The organism is Sulfurospirillum multivorans DSM 12446 (assembly GCF_000568815.1).
Classification (GTDB): domain Bacteria; phylum Campylobacterota; class Campylobacteria; order Campylobacterales; family Sulfurospirillaceae; genus Sulfurospirillum; species Sulfurospirillum multivorans.
Window position 1 is genome coordinate 2,505,537 of record NZ_CP007201.1, and the last position, 23,783, is coordinate 2,529,319.

Annotated in this window: 26 protein-coding genes; 12 read left to right on the top strand and 14 right to left on the bottom strand. The window is 42.9% G+C overall.

The features are described 5' to 3' along the window. Nucleotides 1–2: 2 nt before the first annotated feature. The gene (locus SMUL_RS12915; RefSeq protein WP_025345676.1) at nt 3–962 is read left to right on the top strand and encodes a helix-turn-helix transcriptional regulator; all 960 of its coding nucleotides are present in this window, start codon (nt 3–5) and stop codon (nt 960–962) included. Nucleotides 963–1,155: 193 nt separating this feature from the next. After that, nucleotides 1,156–2,760 (top strand): methyl-accepting chemotaxis protein, encoded by a 1,605-nt coding sequence (locus tag SMUL_RS12920; protein ID WP_025345677.1) that lies wholly within the window; start codon nt 1,156–1,158, stop codon nt 2,758–2,760. Between the two features lie 18 nt (nt 2,761–2,778). Here SMUL_RS12920 and SMUL_RS12925 read toward each other — a convergent pair whose 3' ends face one another. Further along, nucleotides 2,779–4,506 (bottom strand): lysophospholipid acyltransferase family protein, encoded by a 1,728-nt coding sequence (locus tag SMUL_RS12925; RefSeq protein ID WP_025345678.1) that lies wholly within the window; start codon nt 4,504–4,506, stop codon nt 2,779–2,781. A gap of 140 nt (nt 4,507–4,646) precedes the next feature. Here SMUL_RS12925 and SMUL_RS12930 point away from each other — a divergent pair, with 140 nt between their 5' ends. From SMUL_RS12930 to SMUL_RS12950, 5 genes are read left to right on the top strand one after another with little or no spacing between them, the layout of a single operon-like run. Next, the gene (locus tag SMUL_RS12930) at nt 4,647–5,315 is read left to right on the top strand and encodes a phosphate signaling complex PhoU family protein (protein WP_025345679.1); all 669 of its coding nucleotides are present in this window, start codon (nt 4,647–4,649) and stop codon (nt 5,313–5,315) included. Nucleotides 5,316–5,365: 50 nt separating this feature from the next. Then, nucleotides 5,366–6,037, top strand: a complete 672-nt coding sequence (locus SMUL_RS12935; protein ID WP_025345680.1) for a response regulator transcription factor — start codon at nt 5,366–5,368, stop codon at nt 6,035–6,037. Then, nucleotides 6,031–7,431, top strand: coding sequence for a sensor histidine kinase (locus SMUL_RS12940; RefSeq protein ID WP_025345681.1), 1,401 nt, complete (start codon nt 6,031–6,033; stop codon nt 7,429–7,431). The genes SMUL_RS12935 and SMUL_RS12940 overlap by 7 nt, the downstream gene beginning before the upstream one ends. A 45-nt stretch (nt 7,432–7,476) precedes the next feature. Further along, nucleotides 7,477–7,896, top strand: coding sequence for an acyl-CoA thioesterase (locus SMUL_RS12945; protein ID WP_025345682.1), 420 nt, complete (start codon nt 7,477–7,479; stop codon nt 7,894–7,896). Between the two features lie 57 nt (nt 7,897–7,953). Further along, nucleotides 7,954–8,364 carry a low affinity iron permease family protein gene (locus SMUL_RS12950; RefSeq protein ID WP_025345683.1) on the top strand — a complete coding sequence of 137 codons (411 nt, stop codon included), beginning with the start codon at nt 7,954–7,956 and terminating at the stop codon, nt 8,362–8,364. A 16-nt stretch (nt 8,365–8,380) separates the two neighbouring features. On the opposite strand, the gene SMUL_RS12955 is transcribed toward SMUL_RS12950, so the two are convergent. Genes SMUL_RS12955 through SMUL_RS12975 form a run of 5 tightly spaced genes read right to left on the bottom strand, consistent with a single transcriptional unit; the run spans nt 8,381 to nt 10,416 of the window. Continuing rightward, nucleotides 8,381–8,710, bottom strand: a complete 330-nt coding sequence (locus SMUL_RS12955) for a DHCW motif cupin fold protein (protein ID WP_025345684.1) — start codon at nt 8,708–8,710, stop codon at nt 8,381–8,383. Between the two features lie 11 nt (nt 8,711–8,721). After that, nucleotides 8,722–9,327 carry a hypothetical protein gene (locus tag SMUL_RS12960; protein WP_025345685.1) on the bottom strand — a complete coding sequence of 202 codons (606 nt, stop codon included), beginning with the start codon at nt 9,325–9,327 and terminating at the stop codon, nt 8,722–8,724. Further along, complete coding sequence (locus SMUL_RS12965; protein WP_025345686.1) at nt 9,320–9,637, bottom strand: nucleotidyltransferase family protein; 318 nt, start codon at nt 9,635–9,637, stop codon at nt 9,320–9,322. The genes SMUL_RS12960 and SMUL_RS12965 overlap by 8 nt, the downstream gene beginning before the upstream one ends. Further along, nucleotides 9,637–10,032: a nucleotidyltransferase substrate binding protein gene (locus SMUL_RS12970; protein WP_025345687.1), complete on the bottom strand. Its 396-nt coding sequence runs from the start codon at nt 10,030–10,032 to the stop codon at nt 9,637–9,639. Before SMUL_RS12970 ends, SMUL_RS12965 begins: the two co-directional genes overlap by 1 nt. Nucleotides 10,033–10,071: 39 nt before the next feature. Continuing rightward, nucleotides 10,072–10,416, bottom strand: coding sequence for a winged helix-turn-helix transcriptional regulator (locus SMUL_RS12975; RefSeq protein WP_025345688.1), 345 nt, complete (start codon nt 10,414–10,416; stop codon nt 10,072–10,074). Nucleotides 10,417–10,541: 125 nt separating this feature from the next. On the opposite strand from SMUL_RS12975, the gene SMUL_RS12980 reads away from it, so the two are divergent. After that, a complete protein-coding gene (locus SMUL_RS12980; protein ID WP_025345689.1) occupies nt 10,542–11,105 on the top strand; it encodes an NAD(P)H-dependent oxidoreductase in 564 nt (187 codons plus the stop codon). A gap of 23 nt (nt 11,106–11,128) precedes the next feature. Here the strand turns inward: SMUL_RS12980 and SMUL_RS12985 are convergent, their stop codons facing one another. The 3 genes from SMUL_RS12985 to SMUL_RS12995 are packed head-to-tail and all read right to left on the bottom strand — an operon-like array spanning nt 11,129 to nt 14,126. After that, the gene (locus tag SMUL_RS12985; RefSeq protein WP_025345690.1) at nt 11,129–12,832 is read right to left on the bottom strand and encodes a sensor histidine kinase; all 1,704 of its coding nucleotides are present in this window, start codon (nt 12,830–12,832) and stop codon (nt 11,129–11,131) included. A gap of 35 nt (nt 12,833–12,867) precedes the next feature. Beyond that, a complete protein-coding gene (gene queC / locus SMUL_RS12990; RefSeq protein WP_025345691.1) occupies nt 12,868–13,548 on the bottom strand; it encodes a 7-cyano-7-deazaguanine synthase QueC in 681 nt (226 codons plus the stop codon). Then, complete coding sequence (locus SMUL_RS12995) at nt 13,548–14,126, bottom strand: 7-carboxy-7-deazaguanine synthase QueE (protein WP_025345692.1); 579 nt, start codon at nt 14,124–14,126, stop codon at nt 13,548–13,550. Before SMUL_RS12995 ends, queC begins: the two co-directional genes overlap by 1 nt. A gap of 119 nt (nt 14,127–14,245) precedes the next feature. Here SMUL_RS12995 and SMUL_RS13000 point away from each other — a divergent pair, with 119 nt between their 5' ends. After that, entirely contained in the window at nt 14,246–14,788 is a 543-nt protein-coding gene (locus SMUL_RS13000; RefSeq protein WP_025345693.1) for a 6-carboxytetrahydropterin synthase, read from the top strand. Between the two features lie 17 nt (nt 14,789–14,805). Here SMUL_RS13000 and dut read toward each other — a convergent pair whose 3' ends face one another. Genes dut through SMUL_RS13020 form a run of 4 tightly spaced genes read right to left on the bottom strand, consistent with a single transcriptional unit; the run spans nt 14,806 to nt 18,452 of the window. After that, on the bottom strand, nt 14,806–15,504 hold the full coding sequence (gene dut, locus SMUL_RS13005) for a dUTPase (protein WP_025345694.1): 699 nt from the start codon (nt 15,502–15,504) through the stop codon (nt 14,806–14,808). 22 nt (nt 15,505–15,526) lie between these two features. Beyond that, the gene (locus SMUL_RS13010) at nt 15,527–16,300 is read right to left on the bottom strand and encodes a patatin-like phospholipase family protein (protein ID WP_025345695.1); all 774 of its coding nucleotides are present in this window, start codon (nt 16,298–16,300) and stop codon (nt 15,527–15,529) included. Next, the gene (locus SMUL_RS13015) at nt 16,285–17,058 is read right to left on the bottom strand and encodes a UDP-2,3-diacylglucosamine diphosphatase (protein ID WP_084613134.1); all 774 of its coding nucleotides are present in this window, start codon (nt 17,056–17,058) and stop codon (nt 16,285–16,287) included. The genes SMUL_RS13010 and SMUL_RS13015 overlap by 16 nt, the downstream gene beginning before the upstream one ends. Further along, complete coding sequence (locus tag SMUL_RS13020) at nt 17,055–18,452, bottom strand: PhoH family protein (protein WP_025345697.1); 1,398 nt, start codon at nt 18,450–18,452, stop codon at nt 17,055–17,057. Before SMUL_RS13020 ends, SMUL_RS13015 begins: the two co-directional genes overlap by 4 nt. A gap of 142 nt (nt 18,453–18,594) precedes the next feature. On the opposite strand from SMUL_RS13020, the gene SMUL_RS13025 reads away from it, so the two are divergent. From SMUL_RS13025 to SMUL_RS13035, 3 genes are all read left to right on the top strand, one after another. Continuing rightward, nucleotides 18,595–19,479: a helix-turn-helix domain-containing protein gene (locus SMUL_RS13025; protein ID WP_025345698.1), complete on the top strand. Its 885-nt coding sequence runs from the start codon at nt 18,595–18,597 to the stop codon at nt 19,477–19,479. A gap of 88 nt (nt 19,480–19,567) precedes the next feature. Further along, nucleotides 19,568–20,740, top strand: coding sequence for an MFS transporter (locus SMUL_RS13030; RefSeq protein WP_025345699.1), 1,173 nt, complete (start codon nt 19,568–19,570; stop codon nt 20,738–20,740). Nucleotides 20,741–20,856: 116 nt separating this feature from the next. Continuing rightward, entirely contained in the window at nt 20,857–22,350 is a 1,494-nt protein-coding gene (locus tag SMUL_RS13035) for an MFS transporter (RefSeq protein WP_025345700.1), read from the top strand. A gap of 34 nt (nt 22,351–22,384) precedes the next feature. On the opposite strand, the gene SMUL_RS13040 is transcribed toward SMUL_RS13035, so the two are convergent. Further along, the gene (locus SMUL_RS13040) at nt 22,385–23,782 is read right to left on the bottom strand and encodes an efflux transporter outer membrane subunit (protein WP_025345701.1); all 1,398 of its coding nucleotides are present in this window, start codon (nt 23,780–23,782) and stop codon (nt 22,385–22,387) included. Nucleotide 23,783 lies beyond the last annotated feature (1 nt).

Sequence of the window (23,783 nt, forward strand, 5' to 3'; positions counted from 1 at the left end):
AAATGGACAGTAAAAAAATATTTGAGATATTGGAACTTTTGCAAGAATTATCAACAGGAAAAGAGGTCATTCTTGCGGATTATGCTGCCCAAAAAGAGGTCTCTGTTCGTACAATCAGACGTTATTTTGAAGACATTCGCTCTTTTTTTGGGAAAGAGTGTCTCATCCAAACAGCAAGAGGCAGCTATAGCTCCATCAATAAAGAGTTTTTTACAAATGCGCTTTTGCCAAGTGTTGAAGACAAGATAGAGATAGAACACCTCATTGACCTCTTGCACATCATCAATCCTGGCTTTACCAATGAACTCCCTTCTATGCACCGCAAAGTAGATAATAAAATTCAAAAAGAGCTCACCCAAGTTTTGCTCATCAAAGGGAGTCCCTCCGAAACATTGCCCTCACAAGAGACGTTTGATACGCTTAAAAAAGCGATCAAAGGCAGACGCTATTGCGACATTGTGTATGAAAAAGAGCTTCTCAGTGATGTGAGACCTTTAAAAATTATCTACTGCAAAGGGAATTGGAGTTTAGCCATTTTACACGAGCATGAGCCTAAAAACAGTGGCTTTCGATACATTCGTGTTGGATTCATTGATTCTATTGTATTGCATGCTAAAACATTCAATAAAGATGCCTATGCGGAAAACTTTGTCTGCAATGCCCAGAGCTTTTTTGAAGGCTACAAAATACCAAGTTATGAAGCGATTGTCGCCATCGCTCCTCATGTCGAAAAATTTTTCCGTCAAAAATCTTTCTCTCGAACCCAAAAAATTTTAGACACATTGCCAAACGGCTGGATTAAAGTATCGTATCAAATTACGAGTAATGATTTTTTATTGATGCTAGCACGCAGGTGGTTTCCCGATATGATCATTCTTGAACCCAAAGAGGCACGTGATGAGATGGAAACTATGATCCAAAAATATCAGGACAATAAAAACGATTTTTTTGACGAGCTTTAAACCTTTATACTCTTATTTTCTTACTTAATTTTTATTTAAAAGATTAACTTTTTTTACACGAATGATCATATTTAAAAACTCTACAGTGCGTGCAGTAGGATATTTTGTGTATATCTCACGCAAAATCTCACATGAAAAAACTACAATTAAAGCTATAATATAAAAATTAAAAGTTATTTATAAGGGGCACTTTATGTTACAGACAATCCGCGCTAAACTCATGTTTTTATTGGTGATTATTTTGATCGGCACTGTGGGGCTCAGTTACCTGCTGATTTCACATGCAGAAGATGCCGAAATAGCCGTTAAAAAAGTGCAACATATCGGGAAACTTCCTCGCTACACCTCAGAGCTCTTGATGTACTCCAGAGGCTACCAAATTTCGTATGCACCGCAATTTATCGAAAGCTATGTCCAATCGCAAAAGAAGCTTGATGAGCATATTAACGAACTTCGACCACTGCTGAGTGCGGAAAAAGATATCGCTCTTTTAAATCTCATCCAAAAAGGAGCGGATGATTTTAGAGTCAGTGCTATGCCTCGCTTTGAGATGCTTAAGCAGTATAAAAATGAGACCAGTTCTGCCGAATTTATTGCTACACCTGAGGGAAAGAAATTTATGGAACTGACCAACAAAGGACGTGACGCATTTATTTCCATCTCTAAAAATTCCGATGCTCTCTCTCAAGATATTGAACAAGAAGAGCACGAACTCCTCGACGGTGCCAAAAAAATTGGGATGCTCATGGCACTGCTTGTTTCAGGCGTCACAGCGTTTCTTTTCTGGGTGATTGCGACTAAAATTAAAAATTCACTCTCCAACGCTGCCAAAGAGTGTGACTATATCGGAAAAAATAAAGACCTCAGCCACCCTATCGAAATCACAGGCAATGATGAGATCGCAAACATCATGCGCACCGTCAACACGCTTTTCGAGCAGTTACGCATCGCCATCGATGATGCCAAGCGTACCGCGATGGAAAATGCCGCTGTTGCCGAAGAGCTCTCCTCAACATCGCTTCAAATTGGAAAACGCACCGAAGAGACCGATCAAGAGGTCGATCATGCGGTCAATACCACCAAAAAAGTTGCTAGTATTTTACATGACAGTGAAGAAAATGCGGAACATGCAGGCACTATAATGCAAAATGTGGCGAATGAGCTGAATAACGCTTCCAATGAAGTCCTTGCCGTATCGACGGATCTTCAAACCGTTGTCGTTAACCAAACCGATCTCTCTGCGCGTTTAGAGCAACTTGATCAAGAAGTCTCCCAAGTGCAACAAGTGCTCTTAGTCATTTCAGACATTGCCGAACAGACCAATCTTTTAGCGCTCAATGCCGCCATCGAAGCAGCGCGTGCAGGCGATCAAGGTCGTGGCTTTGCCGTCGTCGCCGATGAAGTACGCAAACTAGCAGAACGCACTCAAAAAAGTCTTGTGGAGAGTAACTCCACCGTAGCGGTCATCACCCAATCGGTCAATACAACGTCCGATCTCATGAAGAAAAATGCTAAAGAGATTCAATCCCTCGGACACCGCGCTGAAAACACGCAACAGTTGATGCTTAAAACAGTGAGTAGCATGAATGAAACCGCAACCGTTGCAGAGGGTGCAGCACAAGAAGCCAAACGTGGCAGCGTGGAAGCCAATGCCATGATAGGACGTGTCAATACCATCCATAAACTCACCTCAACCAACGCCAGAAGCGTCGAAGAGATCGCGAGTGCGGCAGAACACCTCGCCAAACTCTCCACCAATCTCAGCAACGCCCTCTCCTCTTTTAAAACAAACGTATAATCCACAAAAGCCAAGCCTCTATTTAGGGCTGGCTTCCCCTTTGATATAGCGCGTCTTTTTGGCTTCTTTGATTTTGGTGATGTCCACTAAAATAAAGCTATCCACACAGTTAGCGAACTCTTTGTCGATGTTAAAATCTAAAAAGGAAATTCCACCCTCTTCACAGAGTTCCGTGTACTGTTTATACAGCGTTGGCACACTAAGATCCATGTGTGAGAGTTGCTCTTTTAAAACGGCAAAGTCCTCTTTATAATCATCGCCTTTGAAAAAAGAGAGTGCTTCTTCTTTCTCTAACTTACTCATAAAAAATGAGTTTCGCGCGAGCACCAAGGATTGTGCTGAACCAAAATAAAGGGAATAGAAGGTGATGATGAGATTTTTGGCGATTTTAGGATAAACATCGCTCAAACTCACAGGACCGTACATGTAACGAATATGCGGATTTTTAAACAAATACGCCCCAATGCCTTGCCAGAGATAATCAAGGGCACGTGTGCCCCAATAGCGTGGCTGAACAAAACTTCGCCCTAGCTCAATGGAGTTGTGCAAATAAGGCTCAAATTCAGGGGCAAATTCAAAAAGGCTGTGTGAATAAAACCCTTCCATTCCAAAATACTCACTGATATAATTGGCTTCGCCAATACGATACGCGCCCACGACTTCAAGCTCGTCATCGTCCCATAACACGATGTGTTTATAGTGTTTATCAAACGCATCCACATCGCGTTTTCCACCTGTTCCCTCTTCCACTTTACGAAACGTAAACTCTCGCAAACGTCCTATCTCTTTCATCAAAATAGAACCTGCTTCATACTCATACAGATAGATTTTTTTGCCATCACTCGTTTGACCTAAAAGGGTGGATTTTTTAAGTTCAGCGCGTATGGCTTTGCGCTCTTCAGGATGCGCGATCGCTCTTTGGGTCGCAAAAATTCCCTTTTTACCTTTACTGATTTTATAAAGATGTTTTTTCAAAAGCGTAATCAAGGTTGTGTCGCTAAAGCCTGAGCTTTGAAGTGTTTTATAGGTGATCATCTCGCCAATTTTAAAATTAATCACTTTGGAGCGTTTTTTAAACATCTCGCTGGCAAGTAAAAAGGTCGATATTTTTTTGTTGATCATCGAAAGGGTGTAAAAAAGTGGCGAATTTTTCGCATCAATAAACACCGGTAAAAGAGGTGAATTGGTCTTTTGCGCAAACTTTAAAAAGCCTTTTTTCCATTTCGTATCTTTAATGCCTGTTGGCTGAGCCCGTGAGACTTCACCGGAAGGAAAGACGATAAGTGCTTCGTCACGCTCAAGCGCATCGTACACTTTTTTGATCGACTCTTTCGCCGTTGCACCTGTAAGATTATCGATGGGAATGATCAGTCCGCTGAGCGGTTCAATCTGCATCAACACATCATTTGCGAGCACTTTCACATCGCTTCGTATCTCTTTGATCAGCGAGATAAGTGCCAACGCGTCCAGTGCGCCTAACGGGTGATTTGCGATGATGATGATGCGACCAGAAGAAGGGATATTGGTTTTATCTTTATTAGAGATGGTGTAGCCAAAGTTAAAATACTCCAGCACCGCTTCGACAAAATCAAACCCACGATACGCCTCTCCGTGCATTAAAAAATCGTTAATCTCATCTTGATGAAGTAGCTTTTTCAGGAGATAAACAACGAAATTTCTCACAATACTCGGATAATAGACAATGCTAGGGTACTTGAGGCTTAACGTTTTTTCTACATCTACCATGAATGCTCCTTTACGTTTATTATTTTGGACTGATTATATGGTGAGCTGATTACGATGTGGTAACGCTGAGAGGGTTTTTATGTTACCATATTGTAATGATTTCAAACTACAATGATGGCAAACTATTATAAGGAAAACGTATGCTTCAAAAATATGAAGAGAGACTTATTGAGATCAAACGAATGTTGATTGATTTAGGTTCTGAAATCTCTATGGCAAGTGAAAAAGCTCTTTGCGGTATGGAAAGTTTAGATATATCTCGTTTTGACTCGGCAAAAACCCTTCTTAAAAACATTGAAAACAGAGCCAATGCTATTGATAATGAAATCGTTGTTGCACTCGCCCTTTTTGGACCGGAAGCAAAAGATTTACGTAAGATGGTTGCGTATCTTAAAATCACCAATGAACTGGTCAAGATTGCTGAAAACATTCGTGGGTTTAGCAAACGTATGGCACAACATCTTCAAGGCGATGTACCGTTTGTCTCTTTGCATGAATACTCCACGCATTTGTGTAAAACATCGATTAAAGCGGTCACCTTAGCCATCAGCACGATCGAAATCGGTGATCCTGAGACACTGGAAGACATCTACCGAAGGGTTAAAGTTGAAGAGAGCAAGAGCGATGATCTTTACTCGATTTTGGAGAAAAACATCCTCAGTGACATTGCAAAAATGATCGACCAATCGGCTGATTTTATCCAAATTCTTAGCACCATGCGAAAGTTGGAACGTATGGCAGATCGTAGTGTAAATATTGTACAATTAATGATCTTCGCACGTGTGGGTGGAGAGATGAAGACGTATTAAGTTAACACGCATTTCAAGCGCTTTGAATTTTTCGTGTATTATGAGGTAAAATGAAACAGACTATTTTGATTATTGAAGATGAAGAAGATTTACTCGAACTCTTAGAGTACCATCTTCAAAAAGAGGGTTACGAAACACTGGGATTTTTAAGCAGTAGAAATGTTGAAAAATGCCTCCAAGAAGAACCAATTGATCTTTTAATCGTGGATCGTAACCTCCCTGGGGTTGAAGGAAGTGAATTTGTAGAGAACTTGCGTAAGAAAGGGTTCTCTCAAGCGGTCATTTTTGTGACCGCAAAAAACAGTGATACCCACATCGAAGAGGGATTTTTAAGAGGGTGCGATGACTACGTCACGAAGCCTTACAACATGAAAGAGCTCTTGCTTCGCATCAAAGCTATCTTAGCACGCACCGCACCTACAAGCAAAAATACGCTCTCGTATCGCGATCTCATCTTAGACCTTGAAGCGCACCGCTTGTCTGTCAATGACAAAGATGTGGAGCTTACAAAGCTGGAGTTTGATCTGCTCAAAACAATGATAGAAAATAAAACCGCTGTTTTAAGCCGCGAATTTTTGCTCGAACATGTTTGGAAAAACGATGAATTTTTTCAAGATAAAACGGTCAATGTCGCCATCAATCGCCTCAAACAAAAGATAGATCCAACCAAAGAGAAGGAGTACATCAAATCCATCTGGGGAGTAGGATATAGCTTATGCTAATGCTTCATCAACATGTGACCAGAGCGCTTCTCACCCTTTTTCTTGGCACCTTATTTCTTTCGGGCTTGGTGAGTTATTTTACAATTAAAAGTGACAACATAGAACGTTACCAAATGGAGCTTGAATCGCACATCAAGATCATCAAGCACCAACTTCCGCATATCGAAGACTTTGAAGCTTTCGCGAAGATGATCAAAGAGAGTTCGAACATTCGTTTTACCCTCATTGATGAAGCAGGTGTCGTCCTTGTCGATAGCGACAAAGACAATGAAACGATGGACAACCACTCACACCGCGAAGAGATCATCAAAGCTCAAAAAGTAGAATTTGCCCATGCGGTGCGTTTTTCTGATTCGGTGCAGAGTAACTTTTTGTATGTGGCGCATCGGTTTAAACTAAATGATCGCATCCTTTTTTTACGTCTTGCCACGAATATTGATACGATTATGTACACCTTCTACAACCTTTGGATCAAACTGACCATTATCTTTGGTCTCAACATCTTAGCAGGACTGTATGGCGCGTATGTGTTCAGTCAAAAAGTTCGCCACGAAATCGATAAGATCATCGAAAATCTCCAACAAATTGCCGACAAAGACTACAAAATCAGCCTCTCGTCTCACTTCTGTTTGGAGTTCTTTGAGATTGCCAATTACCTTAAAAAACTGGCAGCCAAATTGGAAAAACGTGCCAAGCAAAAACGCAAATACACCGCCAAGATCAAGCTCATAAGCCAACAAAGAAGCGACGTTATCTCTGCTATTAGCCATGAGTTTAAAAACCCTATTGCGTCCATTATGGGCTATGCGCAAACACTTCTGGATGATCCGCTTGCGAACCCGCAAATTAGGGAGCGCTTTTTAGGTAAAATCGTTCAAAATGGACAAAAAATCTCTGGAATGATCGACCGACTCACACTGACAACCAAGTTTGAAAATGGTGACTTTAACACGCAAAACAGTACGTTTGATGTGGTCAAAATGACGCAAGATATCGCGCAAAACTTTAGGGAAAAACACCACAATCGCCCCATTGTCTGCACCCTTCCTGAGACATTTCCCATTACGGCTGATCGCACGATGATCGAAATCGTCATCTCCAATCTCATCGACAACGCACTCAAATACTCCGACGATACCATCGAGATTTACCTCACAGAGGGATCTTTACATGTAAAAGATAATGGCGTTGGCATTAAGGAAGAAGAGATCGAAAAAGTAACCCAAAAATTCTACCGCTCCAACTCGCATTCGTGGGACAATTCGATGGGACTTGGGCTTGCATTGGTGAATTACATCCTCAAGATGCACAACTCCATGCTTGAAATACAAAGTAGCTTAGGCGTAGGATCTGATTTTTCATTTAAATTACCTTCAAACAATGTTGTATTATGATACGCAAGAAAAAGCGTAGCTTTTAGACATTTACAAAGGTTTTATATGTATCAAATGGGTGAACCTCGCATCAAAATCGTCGCTATGCCAAAAGACACCAACCCCTCTGGTAATATCTTCGGAGGTTGGATCATGTCGCAAATGGACATCGCTGGAAGTCTCGCCGTACGTGATCTCAACGTGGGACGTGTCGTAACCGTTGCGGTACAATCCATGGAATTTCGAGAAGCCGTCAAAGTGGGCGATGTACTAAGCTGTTACGCTAAGATCATTACTGTAGGCAAAACATCGATTACCGTGCGCATCGAAGTTAACGCCGAGCGCTCTATCGAAGGCACTCACCGCTGTTTACATGTAACGAGTGCGGTCATCACCTACGTAAACGTCTCAACGGATGGTAAAAAAACGCCTATTCCCTACACGGAAAATGAACTGATCGCACTGGGTATTGAAGTAAAAGCGTAGTCTGCTATACTGTTTGGTACAAAGAGTATCATACTCCACCGCGCAAAGGATACGCACATGCAGTCAAAAACATGGTATGCCAATTTTACAAAGTATCTTGCCAAGCTCACGGGTAAATCAAGTACCTTTACCCTCTCCATTCTGATCATCGTTGTCTGGCTCATCAGTGGACCTTTTTTTCACTACAGCGATACATGGCAACTCGTGATTAACACGACAACGACGATTATCACGTTTATGATGGTTTTTGTCATTCAAAACACTCAAAATCGCGACACAGAAGCAATGCAGGTTAAACTCGATGAGCTGATTCGCGTCACGCAAGGAGCACACAACGCTTTGCTTGATTTGGAAGAACTCGAAGAAGATCAGATTGAACAGTTTCGCAAGCATTACGAAATGCTCGCCGAAAAAGCACGAAAAGCACTCGCAAAAGGCGGCATCGACACCAATACACTCGATGAATAAGCTTTACATGTAAAGATCAATCGACAATAAAAAGCTTCGCTCCACACGGCGTATACGAACGATGCGCCATTGTATCATCCGCCACTTCGTAACTCATACCCGCTTTTAAAAGATGCACGTCGCCGTTTTCAAGCTCCGTGTAAAGCTCACCCTCTAAACACAAAAGAATATGCCCTTTTTGACACCAATGATCGGCTTTATAACCAGCCGTATACTCAACCATGCGCACACGAATATTGCCACACTGCTTCGTTCGCCAAAAGGCACTGCCACTTTCGCCTGTGTGCTCTATTTTTTCGATACTCTCCCAATCGGTTGTACCAAAAGGGATGCTGGTCATTTGCATTGTATTTCCTTTTAAGATGGATTACTAACTTTCCACCTTTCTTTCCAAGCTAAATAATTAAAATCTTCATTATAAAATGATAATGTTCCGACTATCTCATCTATAAGTATTTCCATATCTGCTATAACATCAGCGCCAACCATAACACCAACAATAGTACCACTTGAGAATTTCCCTTTTGGCATGTGCTTAGCCCAATGAAAATCAAATCGTTTTTTTACATAATCATCAATAAACTCTTCGGAAGTTTTTCCTTCAAAATTATGCGATGTATAAAATTCAGACAACTTAAGCCATGTATCTTTTAAAAATTCTATGACATCATAATTACCTTCTCTCATTGAAGAAGTAATGCCTGTATCCCATTTTTTATGAGCATTTTTATAGGCTAAATCTCTTTCTTCAGGTAAACTCTCTATAAATTTTAAATTATTAATATCGAATACATCTCTTTTAGCTTCGTGCACTTCAGGAATATTATCTATGTTCAAATTATCGATAATTTGTTTTTTCTTTTCATTTTGTCGTTTTATATAACTAGAAGTCTTTTCAAACAGATAGTCTATGCCAGTAATAACTCCGAAAATAGTTGCAATTATGCCCAAGACTTCAAGCATATTTAAATTCCTGCATATATATTTTTATTCCACCCTCATCTATCGCCATTTTCAAGGCTTTGTCACTAATCTTATCGTAAATCACAACATCAAAAAAATAGGGCAGATTAGTCTCTTCTTCAAGGATATATTTGAGTTTTGCAAGCGTATCGAGGTCGATGTTTTTGCCTTTGATGGCGAGGTCAACATCGGAAGCTTTTTGGTGTGTTCCAAAAGCGCGGGAGCCAAAGAGTATGACTTCTTCGATGGCATCAAACTTTGTGAAGACTTTGCGCAAGGTTAAGAGTTCTGTTTCGCTCAGTCCTAGCATTATTTTGTCGCCAATACATCTTTGAGTTTTTCCATCATCGGGTAGTACGTATGCACGATGAGCTTTTTAAGTTCATCCAAGATGGTTTCATCATACGTGTGCGCACTTAGATTGCGTTTTTCGAGAGCTTCTAGCCATAGTGCACCATCTTCAATGAGTCCGTATTGAAAAGCTTGTTTGATGCTCTCTCGGGGACTTTTGACCTCATAGCCCTCTGCCACAAGGTAGTCTTTCATCACTTTCCATGCCAGTTCAAACCCGACTTCAAAAAATTGGATAAGTCCTGCTTTTTCGATCTCATTGAGGCTCTCTTTTTCCACGGTCATTTTAAGATGCCTCAAAGACTTTTGATAGTTTGTAAAACGTTGCCTAAAGCGCATTAATATATCGCTCATTACTTCACCTTTTATCTGTTGTATCTTTACATGTAAAGCTTATTTTTTGTCTTTACTGCCGTATTTTACAGCATACGATTCACCAAAAACGTACATCGAGTCTAGAACTTTTTTAAGCTCCAAACCGATGGGGCTGAGAGCATATTCGACGCGTGGGGGTACTTCTGCAAATACGGTTCGCTCGATTATGTGGTCGGCTTCAAGCTCTTTAAGCTTTTGGGTTACGGTTTTTTGTGTGACTTGCGAGAACGCTTCGCAGATGTCTTTAAACCGCTTTTGACCGCCGAGTAAAATGTAGACGATAAAGATTTTGCTCTTGTCGTTAATTATTCCCAGTGTCAACTCGACAGGACAGTGGAACTCTTTTTCATTGATTGTTATCATAATGGTCACCTCTTGTTTTGAATTATACCATAATACCTATTTTTGTTCTTTACTTACTTTTTTTTCTGTAAGGTAATTATAAGTTATTTAGGTATATATTTTCCAAAACACTTTAAGGAGAACCCATGAAAAAAACACTGATACTCTTAGCCCATCCCAATATGGCAGAATCAAACGTCAACAAAGCGTTGATACAGAGCATTCAAAACGAACCCAACATCACCGTGCATGACTTGTATGCGACCTATAAAACCGTAGAAGCCATTGATGTCGCGAAAGAGCAAGCCCTTCTTCTTCAGTTTGACCGCATCGTCTTTCAATTTCCACTCTACTGGTACAGCGCACCTGCCATGTTAAAAGAGTGGCAAGACAAAGTATTAAATTATGGCTTTGCGTATGGACCTGAAGGCAGTAAATTAGCAGGCAAAGAGAGCAAGATCATCGTTAGCACAGGCTCACCCGAATACGCTTACCAATCGGGCTTTTACAACAACTTTACCCTCAGTGAATACCTAAGACCTTTGCAGTCAACGATTCTGTTTACGGGCATGGACTTTAAAGGGATTTTTGCAGCGTATGGGGCGATGAAACTCAGCGCGGAAGCACTGGAAAAAGATGTGAAAACATACCAAACTGTCCTAAAAACAGATGACTGGAGCAGTTCGCTTTTTAAATTTCTTGCGAGCTAACGAAGAGGGTTTTAAACCCTCCTCTACGCCTGAGGCAGGACGATGCTCATGCACAGCCCGCTTTGTTCATTGCGCGCACTGATGGAGCCTTGCATGTTCTGCTCGATGATCTGCTTTGCGATGTAAAGCCCCGTTCCACTTCCACTAGCAGGGTCTTTGGTCGTGAAAAACGGATCGAAAAGGTGCGGAAGTTTAGAGGCTTCCACCCCACCTGCGTTATCCAAAACTTCAATGACAATGCTCTTCTCTTTCACAAAGCCTTTGATCGCAATCGTTCCATGAGCAATTTCGCGCCCTAAAATGGCATCTTTTGCGTTGTTGATAAGCACCAAAAGCACATGCGAAAACTCTTTTTTAAAGTTATGAATGACGATCTCTTCGGGACACTCTACGGAAAACGTCATGTCTTTATTGGCAAGTCCTCCATCGGTGATCTTGATGCTCTCTTCAATCGACTTATGCAGCATAAAGTCCACTTTGGAACCCTCTTGCGTAAAAAAGTCTTTGAACTCCTCAATCAAAGAAGACATCAATGTAATGTGCTCTCGAAGCTTGATGATCTCCTCTTCAAGCCCCTCTTTCGTCAACTTTTCCATTTTACTCTCTAGGTAGATCTTGTTGATCACTACGCTGATGGTATTGAGCGGTTGTCGCCACTGATGCGCGATGCTGCTAAGCATCTCTCCAAGGGCTGCAAACTTGGCTTGTTGAAACAGCACTCTGTCTTTGAGCCTGCTTTTGTCAACCTCTTGTGCAACCTTTTGCTCCAAATGGGCATTGAGCTCTTCGAGCTTGTTTTTGGTATCAAAGGATTCGCACAGCTCTGTTGCTATGGCTCCGTATTCGTTCTCTTTAAGGAGGTATTTTCGTAAAATCGTTTTGTCTTTGTGTTCAAGTGCCAGCATAATGTCGCGCAACGGAAGGGAGATAAACTTCATAATCAAAAAGATAAAAATCACCATCATCAAAGCAGTGATTGCAAAACTGAGCTTTAAATCTTGGATGGCGTACTCATCTAAAAATTTTCCCATCTGATTTTTTGAGCTCAAATAGAGCGTTATCGCAGGTTTTCCGTCTATGCCTAGCAGCGGAAGATCTTGGATGAGCGTGTAAGGTTCGGCTATTTTTTTACCAAAATTGATCTCAGCGATGCCATAGCTATTGAGTTTTTGCATCCATGCCGCGTCCCATATTTTGGCGATGATCAAGAAGCCATGCGCAAGATGCGTGGCATCAATGGGGGTACCTAGGTCATGAATGGGAGCGGCAAAAAACTCCACCAGTCCTTCATCTCGCTTAACAAAAAAATGCTTCATTTCACCATCGCTCAAGGAGAGCTGATCCAATGCAACCAAAGAAGAAATATCCCTTAAAAAAGGTTGGCTGGTTTCGTTGAAAAAAGGAGTTTTCGTTTGATCAAGGAGAAAAAAACCATCGACATTGAGTTGTGCGATGGCCCCACCAAAGTTTTCTTCAAACCACGCTTCATCACGATTTTTTACGGCATAAATGATTGGTTTTGAAAGGGAAATATCCAAGGTTTGTTTGCGATAAGGCTCCGCTTTGTCCAGCATCAGCTGTTTAAAGTTTTCACTCATCTCTTGTGCGTAGTGTTGGGAGAGCGCTTCAACCTCTTCACGGTCCTCTTTCCAGTTATAAAACTCAAAGGCAATCATCGAGAGCAAAACCAACATGGTTAAGCTAAAAAAGGAGGCTTTGACGCTCATTGACTGCTCCTTGCAGATTGTTTACATGTAAAGATTTAGATCGATTCTGAGTAGGCTTCCCATCCCGCTTTTCGTAGCACACAAGCAGGGCATTTTCCACAGCCATAACCCCAGTCATGTTTTTCACTATGGTCACCATTATAGCACGTATGCGACTCATCAATAACAAGCCCCAAAACCCCCTCTTTGTCTGAAAGCGCAAAGGTCTCAGCCTTGGTGAGGTGCATCAAAGGGGAGTGAAAGGTGATGTTCGCTTCGCTGCCCACATTGAGTGCGAGTTCCAGTGCCTTAACAAAGGGTTCCCTGCAATCAGGATACCCAGAATAATCGGTCTGATTGACCCCAATGATGATATGTTTTATCCCTTGCTTTTGCGCAAACGCGTGTGCGAGGGTAAAAAAGATCGCGTTGCGATTGGGAACAAAGGAAGCGGGAAGATTGGTGTGGGTTTTATGGTGTGCGCCAATGTCTTGCGTTCCATCGATCAAGGCGGAGTCATTGAGCTGTGAAAAGGCATCTAAACTTAAAAGAGTATTCTTTACATGTAAAGCCTTGGCGATCTTTTCCGCCTGCGCGATCTCCACACGATGCTTTTGCCCGTAATCAAACGTAATGCTCTCAACACTATCAAAACGGTTCTTCGCCCAACCAAGACAGGTCGTACTGTCTTGTCCACCACTAAACACCACTAGCGCTTTGGAAGCAATTTTAGCCATTACTCGACTCCTAAAAACTTGTGCAACTGCACACTTAAGATAAATTGTGGATGCGCTTTGACAAACTCCACACAGAAATTCACATTCTCTTTATTGGGCCGATCGGTCTCATTTTGAGGTTGAATAAAAATGGGTTTGTAGCTTTTAAACGCCAGTATCTTCTCAACGTCGGACTCTTTGCTCACCACAAATTTGACCTCATCGTAGCCATATTTTTCGATCAAATCCCAATTTTTTGGGCTGTACGTCACCCAGTTCGCATTGGAAATGTTTGAGAAATTATACCCATTGGTCTCCACCGCCACCGAGTACATGTACGCTTGCAAATACTCAATAAAGCCATTGAGATTGTAAATCGTAGGTTCCCCTCCCGTGATGATCACATGCATCGAAGGATACACCTTGATGCGCTCCAAAACCTCATCAAAACTGAGGCTTGCATACTCACCTTTATGCAACAGTTCATCGCAGAAACTACAGGCGAGATTGCACCCATGCAGACGAATAAAAATGGAAGGAACCCCGACCTGCGTGCCTTCGCCTTGAATAGAATAAAATATTTCGACAATTTTTAACATATCGCTCTTCTTATATATGATTGTTTTATCATAATATAGTTTCACTAAAAAAGACGTCAAGAATTTTTTTTATATCTCTTTTTGGGTATCATTAAAATATAAAAAGATAAGGTATGTAAATGATTTGGCAAATAAGTAAAGAGTTCGATTTTTGTTATGGGCACCGTGTTTGGTCGCAGCAGCTGGACAGTGAATTTTCGCTCACGGGCTGTTTGGCGTGTCGTCATTTGCACGGGCATCAGGGCAAAGTCATCGTCTATCTTCAAAGTTCACAGCTCAAAGATGGTATGGTCACGGACTTTCATCATCTTAACTGGTTTAAGCAGTTTTTAGACACGACGCTCGATCATAAATTTATCATCGATATTCACGATCCGCTTTTTGAGACTTTGCTTCCGCATTTTGCCGATAAAGCCCATCTTATCGAAAATGAAGCAGGCTATAAAATCCCCGATCTTAACCGTGTAAAAGACGAACCTAGCCATATTCTTGAGATGTACGATGGCTACATTATCGTTGATTTTGTGCCCACGAGTGAAAATATCTCGACATGGTTACTTGAGATCATTGCGAAAAAGATGAGTCGTTTGGGAGTGGAAGTATCACACGTGGAGTTTTTAGAAACGCCTAAAAGCAGAAGTATCGTTTACAATAAACAGTAGGAAAATCCTACCGTTTATTACGCCTTGGGATAGGCTTTTTCGAGCTTTTTATAGAGTGCATCCACCGTTGGAGCCGCTTCACCTTGCAAAAATGAAAGCATCACTTCGTTGTCCTCTTTGCCATTCCACACTTTGATGTAGTGACCCTCTTTGTAGCCATGATCTTGTCTGAACTGGTTCAGAACATTTTTTGCCACGTAGAATTTGTACAGTACTTTGAGGTTGATGCCACACTTGCGAGACAAGGTAAAATACTCACGAAGCAGACCATCAAACAGATCAATCTCAAAGCCTGTGGTATCGTGAATGATACTCTCAATGTCGTTAATGAGCTCCATCATATCCGCAGAACCAATAGAGAGTGGCTCTTTGGTAAAGGCTTCAAAACCTTGAACATCCAGCACGTCCAAGACAAGTTTGTCCAGATCGCCTCTGCTGTTGGTTTTGTAATCTTCCAAAAGTAAACTCATAATAAAATGCCAAATATCAACGATCTCAACCGTGACATTGTCCCAGTCGGTCGGTTTATTAATATTTTTCCAATGTTTCCAACTAAAGCTATCGATGAGCTCCGCGCACTCCATATAAATGCAACGTTTCCAGTTAATCATACGGTTGTTTTTGGTGTACCCATTTTCCCAGCCGATGCCGTTGGTTTCATCGTTCAGCTTTTGCTGAAGGGAGAACATTTGGGTTAAATAATCTTTGCTTGTCATACTATTTCCTTCTCTTAAAACGCTAGATTATACTTTGTTGCTCCATAAATGTCAAAATGGATTCGCTCCCTCTACGGTATCCAAGCTCAAAACAGCGCATTATTTCACCAAAAGTAAACAATCCAAAAGAGGAGAGATCGGGATCGGTAATGTAAAGATCGCTTTTAGCGATTTGTGACTGTGAAGAGGCGATAAACAAAAGATAAAGCGCACGTTTGATGACGGAGGTTAAGTCATGTTTTTGCTTTACATGTAACGGGTGAAGATTCACACTCACCACAGGGTAGGGAAACTCCAACAGAGGTGATACCGGAAGATTGTCCATAAATCCTCCATCAATGAGGAGGTAATTTTCATACACAATGGGGCGAAAAACAGGAATGAGCGCTGAGCTTGCAATGGCAAGTTTGACCGTATCGCCCTCACTAAAACGCACAATCTCGCCGCTGAGCAGATCGACGCAGGTGATAAACGTGGGGATTTTCATCGCCTCCAAGCGCGCGATGGGGGCAATATCTCGCAAAACGGCCGCTTTTTCATTGATCCGCAACAGCCCTTTTTTGAAGTAATTAAACCCAAAGGCTTTTTGGAACGCTTTACTTTGAAAGATACGCACCATATCGAATGCACTGACACCCGAGCCCACACCTGTGGCGATTACAGCACCAATGCTGGTTCCTGAAATCGCACCAATTTCAACCCCATTTTTCTCCATCGCCGCAATGACACCCAGATGAAACGCCCCTCTGGCGGCACCACCTGAAAGCGCCAGCGAAATTTTCAATGTCCTAGCCATCGTATAATCCTAAATTCACCCTCGTAGGTTTCAACAATCGCCGTACACGACTCGACCCAATCCCCGCAGTTCAGGTACTTGATGCCATCAATTTCCCGTATCTCTGCTTTGTGAATATGCCCGCAAATGACCCCATCAAAGTGGTGACGCTTGGCATGTTCGCTCAAAATCGACTCAAAATCGGTAATAAACGAAACCGAGCTTTTCACGTGATCTTTGACGTATTTAGAGAGTGACCAGTGGCTTTGGTAGCGCAGTGTTTTACGCCACCAGTTGAGGATTTGGTTGACATTCAGCAAAAGGTCATACCCCATGTCGCCCAAAACAGCGAGCCACCGTTTGGTCATTGTGACTGAGTCAAAAAAATCACCGTGCGTGATGTAGAAACGCTCATGGTTCAAACTCACATACTCACACTCATCAACTACGATGAGCGAATCGCCCAAACCCAGTGGCAAAAATGAGCGTAAAAAGTCATCATGGTTTCCTGTGATGTAAAAGACATTGGTGCCTTTTCGGGCTTTCCTGAGCACTTTTTGGATCACGTCGGAGTGCGACTGCGCCCATTTGAGTTTGCGTTTCATCGCCCAGCCATCGATGACATCACCGACCAAATAGAGATTTTCACACTGCGTTCTTCGTAAAAACTCCAAAAGCTCATGCGCTTGTGAAAAACGTGTGCCCAAGTGAAGATCGGAGATAAAAATCGAACGAAAAGCCATCACATCGTCTTCATGGGCAAACGAATATTTCGTCATTTGTGTGTGTCGCCATCCCCAAAAATTTCATCGGCAAAGTGTGAAAACTTACCGCGTACCGACTTGTCAAGCTCAATCGCAAAGAGTGAGATGTGCGTCTGCTCTTTTTTGGTTTGCTTAAGAAGCGAAGTCAAACCGTTGTTAAAGCGGTTGAGGTACATGTTATCAATTTGGCGGTTTGAGCCGATCACAATCGCTTTACAGTTATTATCCAAACGCGATAAAATCAGCTGTGTCGTGTTATTCGAGCTGTTTTGCCACTCATCTAAGATGACGATGGCATTACTGAGCGTTCGTCCCCTCGCCTCACCTGGCCAGAGTTTTTCGATGTTGTACTTGGTGATGAGCTCTTGCACTTTTTTCTCGATTGCCACTTGCGGTTCTTGCGTGTTATCACGTTTTTTGATGCGCTTTTTGGCGATAAATTCAAGCGTGTCATACAGCGCCATATTGTAAATTCTAAATTTTTCATCATTGCCTGAGAGATAACCGACATCCGCCCCTTTATCAACACTTTCGATGGAGTTTCGCACGTAGACAATCTTCTCGTAACTGCCTTTGGTCACCAAACGCATCGCCGCAACAAACGCCATCAAGGTTTTTCCACTTCCTGCGCGTGCGTCGATGACGTGAATGTCGTACATATTGGAAAGAAGCGCTTTCATAAAGAATTTTTGTTTGAGATTGATGGGTTTAATCTCCAAGCCTCTAAAATCAAGCTCTTCGCTGAGCATGTGAATGATGCCACCCGGAGAGATAATCGCATGATCCGAATTGCCATCCGAACTGATAAATTCATAGCAGTAGTTTCCACTTTTGTACTCAGGGTCGTACTCGCTAATCAGCTTTTTATCGAGGGTATTAAACAGTGCTGAGTCAACAGGAAGCTGTTTGACAAACTGAAACTCAGGTACGTCGCTTCGATCTTCACGCAAGGACTCGACCGTGACATTGTAGAAAAGTCCAAACATACGCGCATACACATCTAAAGAGAGAAAAATAACTTTGTAATCAGGGTAGTATTCTTGTGCACCTGAAGCGACTTCAAGGATGCGTTTGTCATTAGATTCGTTGATAAATTGCGAGTCTATGTCTGAGGTGTAGTGCGTCTTAGAGAAAAGATGGATCGCCGTGTTCTCTTCATAGCGCATCTTGACAACGCGATATGGCTCCCCACTGTCGACTTCGACTACGGTACATGACGCCAGCATTCTGGCAAAACTTCTGGCTTGATAACCTAGTTCCGTGAAGTTCTTTTTAAAATCTTCCAGCTCAATGAGCACCGTTTCAGGAATAACAATGATGTTGTTTCCACCATCACACAACTCTTTGATAAAATTGGTATTGTGCAAGATGATGTTGGTATCGAGCACATAAACTTTGTTGACTGACATCCCACTTCCTTTCATCCCATGATTGTAATAAAACATTATATCAACTTGGTAACAAAAAGATTGATCTTTTCTTGCACATATCTTTACATGTAACGCGTTTCATACTCTGTTAGAAGCGTTGTTTTTTGAGTATACTTTTGCCATGGAAACACTTGAAGCATTTTACAAACGAATCTGTCATCCCTTGCCCGCAAATGTCGAAAAGGAACTAGGTCATTTTAATGTCTTCACAAGACAAGCGTGCATTGACATTCCCTACAGTCGCAAGAACTACTTTAAAATCACCCTGCTAAAGGGCAAACATAAAGTGCATTACGCCGATAAAACGGTGCAGAGTGAGCATTTTGCGCTGATGTTCTCAGACCCACTTGTGCCGTACAGTTGGGAATCACTCGATGGCAAGAAAGAGGGCTATTTTTGCATTTTCACCGAAGCGTTTTTCTACAATTATGGCACGATTCGAAGCTACCCTATCTACAAACCAGAGCATCCTAAACTCTTTTTACTGAGTGAGGAAACAGCACAAAAGGTTGAAGCGCTGTATGAGAAGATGCTCGCAGAAATAAGCTCAGACTACGCTTACAAAGACGATCTTTTGCGTAACTGGACGTTGGAGCTGATTCATATCGCCCTGAAAATGGAACCTGCCATCATCACAGTGGATGCACAAAGCGATAAAAAGCGTAAAATCGATTCGCTTTTCAATGAACTCTTGGAGCGCCAATTCCCGATCACTTCGCCGTATGAACGACTCGTCCTTAAAAACCCAAGTGATTTTGCCAGACTTTTGAACATTCACCCCAATCATCTCAACCGAACGCTCAAAGAAGTCAGCGAGAAAACAACCACAGAGCGCATTGCGGGACGGGTTTTGGAAGAGGCGAAGATTTTACTCAAACACTCTTCGTGGAGCATCAGTGACATCGCCTTCGCCTTAGGCTACGAAGAGTCGGCGCATTTCATCCATTTTTTCAAAAAAAAGCTCAATCAAACACCGCAAATCTATCGACAAACCCAAAATGTTTGATTTGCGCAACCCTTTATTTGAATGAGGTATGAAAGAAATTTTCCTTATCCTGTATGATTTCACTAGATTTCAACACGAAGGAAAAATCATGATCTCCGCTAAACAGATCTACGTGATGTCAGCCGTTGCTGGCATTAATGTCGCCAATATTTACTACAATCAACCCATTTTAAATATCATCGCCCAAGATTTACATGTAAGCGCTCTTGCAGTGGGAAATCTGCCTACATTTGCGCAAATCGGCTACGGCTTAGGGCTCTTTTTCGTAAGCCCTCTTGGCGATAAAATGGATCGAAAAAAGCTTCTGTTGCTCTCTCATTTCTTATTGGGGCTTTCACTCATCGGGCTCTCCTTTGTCGAAAACATTTATCTGCTCTACGCCCTTAGCCTTCTTGTTGGTCTTTTTGCCGTCTCTGCGCAAATCGTCATTCCGATGGCAGCGGCGATGAGTGGCAAAGACAAAGGCAGGGTCGTTGGTTCCATCTTTAGCGGTTTGCTCACAGGCATCTTGCTTGCGCGAACACTCAGCGGCTACATCACCGACTGGTTTGGGAACTGGCATGTGGTTTTTGCCTTCTCTGCTGTGCTGGTGTTTGGCTGTATGGTGATGGTGGCTAAAACGCTTCCAAGCATTGAGCCTAACTTCTCCAAAAGCTACGCATCACTCTTGTACTCTTCGTTGTATCAGCTCAAACGTTTTTCACTTTTACGAAGCAATGCGCTGTTGATTACCGTTTTATTTGGTGTCTTTTGCTCTTTTTGGACAACGCTTACGTTTAAACTCTCTCTTGCACCGTTCAATTTTGACAGCGATATCATCGGTCTTTTTGGTGTGCTTGCCGTTGCAGGTGCTTTGCTAGCACCCTACATTGGTAAAATCGCCGACAAAATAAACCCGACATTTACCAAAATGCTCTCAGTGGGCATGATCGTTCTTAGCATTCTTCTGATGAAATGGTTTGATACCAGCCTTGCGGCGTTTATCGTCGCAACCTTGCTGCTTGACATCGGCTTTCAAGCCGTGCAGATCAATAACTTGGCGCAGATTTACACCTTAGATGAGAGTGCCCACAGCCGTATCAATACCGCGTACATGAGCTCCATGTTTCTTGGAGGTGCGCTTGGAACGTTTATCGGGGTTTATTGTTGGGAGCATGGCGGTTGGGAGCTTGTGACCTTGCAACTCTTGATCTTAAGCGTTGCTTCTTTAGCCATCATTATCTATACGGCTTTGTCTAAAAAGGTTACGAAAGAAGTGTAATTTCTTTTACATGTAAAGACTCCCACACGTCTGCCACAGATCAGTGCCTAAGCTGTTCTGTGGTATCATCCTCTTTTGTAACACTCATTACACTTTGAGACTTTAGGAATACTTTGATGTCATATACCTACGAAAAAAGATGGGCAGGTCTTGGCGCACTTTGCGTTGCTATGTCCATCATCACGCTGGACAATACCGTCCTTGATGTCGCCCTCCCCTCCATTTCCAATGATTTAAAAGCGAGCATGAGTGAACTTCAATGGATTGTCGATATTTACATCCTCTTTTTTGCCTCAATTTTAATTACGATTGGAGCACTTGGCGATCAATTTGGACGAAAGCGGTTTCTCAAAATTGGCATTGTGCTCTTTAGTCTTGCCTCGTTGGGCGCGGGACTCTCCACTTCAACCATAGAGCTTATCCTCTTTCGTAGCCTGAGCGGTTTTGGCGCGGCGTTTATTATGCCTTCCACGCTCTCCATCATCACGCATATGTTTACAGACCCCGATGAACGCATGAAAGCCATTGGGCTTTGGTCGATGATCTTTGGACTGAGTCAGGGCTTGGGACCGTTAATTGGCGGTTTTATCATCGAATACACCTCGTGGCACTGGGTCTTTTTTATTAACCTGCCCATTGGTGTGATCGCTTTTGTCTATGCGTCGTGGGTACTCCCCGAATCGCACAACAAAAGCGCTAAAGCAGATCTTGTCGGCATGGTGCTCTGCGTGATCTTTTTATTTGCGCTGACATACGGCATTATCGAAGCAGGAGTCAAAAGCTGGAGCGATCCAGCGGTTCACATAAGCCTGAGTATTGGGCTGATCGTTTGTGCTCTTTTTATCCTCTTGGAGAGGCGCTGTTCTTACGCGATGATTCCTTTTGAGCTTTTTGAAAAACGCACGTTTACGATTCCCTCTTTTGCGATTGCGCTTATTGTCTTTGGGATGGTAGGCTCCATGTTTTTCTTCTCGCAACTCTTTCAAACCGTGGAAGGATACAATGCTTTTGAAGCGGGATTATTGCTGATGCCTATGACACTGGGCGTTGCAATTGGCGCTAAATTTTCATCCAATGGTGTCAAAAGGTATGGCGCACCTTTAATCATTGGTGGAGGCATTATTATCTCTGCCCTTGGGATGGCGATTTTTGTCGTTACGATGGATGTACACATGCCACTTTGGTCGATTCTTGTGGGATTTTTAGTTCAGGGGTTGGGTATGGGATTTGCCATGCCGCCTTCGACGGATTCAATTATGGGCTCTATTCCCAAAGCCAAAGCAGGTGTGGGAAGTGCCTTGAACGATACCACCATTGAGCTTTCCGCCGCGATGAGCATTGCGATCTTAGGCAGTTATGTCAACCGCATTTATCTTTTACATGTAAAAGAGATCGAGGCAGATCCCACACTTTTAAAAGCGCTTCAAACCTCTATCCAAGCCGCCCATCAGGCGATCACGGCACTTCCCGATGTTTCGCTGCATGAAAATTTGTTGAACCTTGTGGATCACGCCTTTATTGATGGTATGTATCACACGATGATTTTAGGATGTATTCTCTCGGTGTTGAGTGGGATTTTAACTCTGTGGCTCTTACCCAAAAACGCGTAAGAGCCAGCACGGTTTGCTTTACATGTAAAAAGGATTATTCGCTTTTTTGCGCTAACCCGCCACCTAAAACTTGGTATAACGTGACACGATTGAGCAGTGCTTCTAAGCGCACGCTGATCAAATTTTGTTCGCCTGCATACATGGAACGTTGCGCTATGAGGGCATTTAAGAAGGTATCGACCCCATTTTGGTAGCGCGCATCGTAGATTTCATAACTTTTTGTGCTCACGTCCACCAAGGCATTTTGTGCTTGGAGTTGGTCATTCATCGTTGCGCGTCTGGCAAGGGCTGAACTCGCCTCTTTAAATGCGGTTTGAATGGCAAGCTCATAACTTGCAACATACACATCGCGGTTGGCTTTGGCATAATCCAGCGTTGCGTCACGCTCGCCTGCATCAAAAAGCGGTAAACTTATATTCGGAGCAAACGACCAGATGGTCGATGTTCCGCCATCAAACAACCCTCGAAGCGCGTTGGAGCCAACGCCTGCAGCTCCCGTTAACGTGATCGAAGGAAAATAGGCCGCGCGCGCTACGCCGATGTTGGCATTGGCGGATTTGAGATTGTGTTCGGCTTCAAGCACATCGGGGCGGTTGAGTAAGATGTCCGAGAAGAGTCCCGAAGAGACATCGCTCAACCAGACTTCCGCACCGCTTTCAAGTGTTTGAGGAAGAAGTGCATCCTCCAAAGAAGCTCCAACTAAAAGCTCTAATGCCGCACGATCTTGCGCAACTTTTGACGTGTAATTAGCACTATCGGCTCTGGCTTGGTGTAGCACACTCTGCGCTTCATAAAGGGCTACCCTAGAGTCAATCCCCCTTTGAAAACGCGCCTCGACAATAGCGAGCGAATGCTTAGCACTCTCTTCGGTTTTTTGCGCTAAGGCGAGCAAACTTTGGTCGGAGGCAAGGCTAAGCCACGCAGTAGAGACTTCGGCTATAAGGCTGATTTGAACCGCACGCGCCGCCTCTTCTACGCTTTGAAAACTCTCCCACTGCATAGCGGTTTGCGATTTGATTTTGCCAAAGAAATCAAGCTCATAGCTATTGATTCCCACCGTTGCCGAAGAGCTTTGCGTGATAGACGTTTGATTGGTCGATGAGTTCACTGCTCGTGCTTTACTGCCTGACGCACTGGCTTCAATGGTGGGAAGCTCACTGCTTTTGGCAATGCGATATGTCGCACGCGCCGCTTCAATGTTGGCGACAGCTTTGCGCAGATCGCGGCTCTGTTCAAGGCTGAGGGCTACAACGTTTTGCAAACGGGTATCGTGAATAAAATCACGCCAAGGAAGGTTTGTTGCGCTCTGATTTTGTCCAACTTCCTGACTTAATGTGGCGGGAATAGGCGCATTAGGACGCACATAATCAGGCGCAAGGGAAACGCATCCACTGAGTAAAAATGGTACTAAAACCAAAGAAATGGAACGCATC

What these genes read in the sequence shown, in the direction of transcription:
- SMUL_RS13035 (WP_025345700.1), top strand. Translation starts at nt 20,857, where the DNA reads ATGTCATATACCTACGAAAAAAGATGGGCAGGTCTTGGCGCACTTTGC.
- SMUL_RS12945 (WP_025345682.1), top strand. Translation starts at nt 7,477, where the DNA reads ATGTATCAAATGGGTGAACCTCGCATCAAAATCGTCGCTATGCCAAAA.
- SMUL_RS13020 (WP_025345697.1), bottom strand. Translation starts at nt 18,452, where the DNA reads ATGTCAGTCAACAAAGTTTATGTGCTCGATACCAACATCATCTTGCAC.
- SMUL_RS12925 (WP_025345678.1), bottom strand. Translation starts at nt 4,506, where the DNA reads ATGGTAGATGTAGAAAAAACGTTAAGCCTCAAGTACCCTAGCATTGTC.
- dut (WP_025345694.1), bottom strand. Translation starts at nt 15,504, where the DNA reads ATGACAAGCAAAGATTATTTAACCCAAATGTTCTCCCTTCAGCAAAAG.
- SMUL_RS12920 (WP_025345677.1), top strand. Translation starts at nt 1,156, where the DNA reads ATGTTACAGACAATCCGCGCTAAACTCATGTTTTTATTGGTGATTATT.
- SMUL_RS13030 (WP_025345699.1), top strand. Translation starts at nt 19,568, where the DNA reads ATGATCTCCGCTAAACAGATCTACGTGATGTCAGCCGTTGCTGGCATT.
- SMUL_RS12960 (WP_025345685.1), bottom strand. Translation starts at nt 9,327, where the DNA reads ATGCTTGAAGTCTTGGGCATAATTGCAACTATTTTCGGAGTTATTACT.
- SMUL_RS13000 (WP_025345693.1), top strand. Translation starts at nt 14,246, where the DNA reads ATGATTTGGCAAATAAGTAAAGAGTTCGATTTTTGTTATGGGCACCGT.
- SMUL_RS12950 (WP_025345683.1), top strand. Translation starts at nt 7,954, where the DNA reads ATGCAGTCAAAAACATGGTATGCCAATTTTACAAAGTATCTTGCCAAG.
- SMUL_RS12915 (WP_025345676.1), top strand. Translation starts at nt 3, where the DNA reads ATGGACAGTAAAAAAATATTTGAGATATTGGAACTTTTGCAAGAATTA.
- SMUL_RS12965 (WP_025345686.1), bottom strand. Translation starts at nt 9,637, where the DNA reads ATGCTAGGACTGAGCGAAACAGAACTCTTAACCTTGCGCAAAGTCTTC.
- SMUL_RS12935 (WP_025345680.1), top strand. Translation starts at nt 5,366, where the DNA reads ATGAAACAGACTATTTTGATTATTGAAGATGAAGAAGATTTACTCGAA.
- SMUL_RS13025 (WP_025345698.1), top strand. Translation starts at nt 18,595, where the DNA reads ATGGAAACACTTGAAGCATTTTACAAACGAATCTGTCATCCCTTGCCC.
- SMUL_RS12930 (WP_025345679.1), top strand. Translation starts at nt 4,647, where the DNA reads ATGCTTCAAAAATATGAAGAGAGACTTATTGAGATCAAACGAATGTTG.
- SMUL_RS13015 (WP_084613134.1), bottom strand. Translation starts at nt 17,058, where the DNA reads ATGACGAAATATTCGTTTGCCCATGAAGACGATGTGATGGCTTTTCGT.
- SMUL_RS12975 (WP_025345688.1), bottom strand. Translation starts at nt 10,416, where the DNA reads ATGATAACAATCAATGAAAAAGAGTTCCACTGTCCTGTCGAGTTGACA.
- SMUL_RS12985 (WP_025345690.1), bottom strand. Translation starts at nt 12,832, where the DNA reads ATGAGCGTCAAAGCCTCCTTTTTTAGCTTAACCATGTTGGTTTTGCTC.
- SMUL_RS12995 (WP_025345692.1), bottom strand. Translation starts at nt 14,126, where the DNA reads ATGTTAAAAATTGTCGAAATATTTTATTCTATTCAAGGCGAAGGCACG.
- SMUL_RS12980 (WP_025345689.1), top strand. Translation starts at nt 10,542, where the DNA reads ATGAAAAAAACACTGATACTCTTAGCCCATCCCAATATGGCAGAATCA.
- SMUL_RS12955 (WP_025345684.1), bottom strand. Translation starts at nt 8,710, where the DNA reads ATGCAAATGACCAGCATCCCTTTTGGTACAACCGATTGGGAGAGTATC.
- queC (WP_025345691.1), bottom strand. Translation starts at nt 13,548, where the DNA reads ATGGCTAAAATTGCTTCCAAAGCGCTAGTGGTGTTTAGTGGTGGACAA.
- SMUL_RS13010 (WP_025345695.1), bottom strand. Translation starts at nt 16,300, where the DNA reads ATGGCTAGGACATTGAAAATTTCGCTGGCGCTTTCAGGTGGTGCCGCC.
- SMUL_RS13040 (WP_025345701.1), bottom strand. Translation starts at nt 23,782, where the DNA reads ATGCGTTCCATTTCTTTGGTTTTAGTACCATTTTTACTCAGTGGATGC.
- SMUL_RS12940 (WP_025345681.1), top strand. Translation starts at nt 6,031, where the DNA reads ATGCTAATGCTTCATCAACATGTGACCAGAGCGCTTCTCACCCTTTTT.
- SMUL_RS12970 (WP_025345687.1), bottom strand. Translation starts at nt 10,032, where the DNA reads ATGAGCGATATATTAATGCGCTTTAGGCAACGTTTTACAAACTATCAA.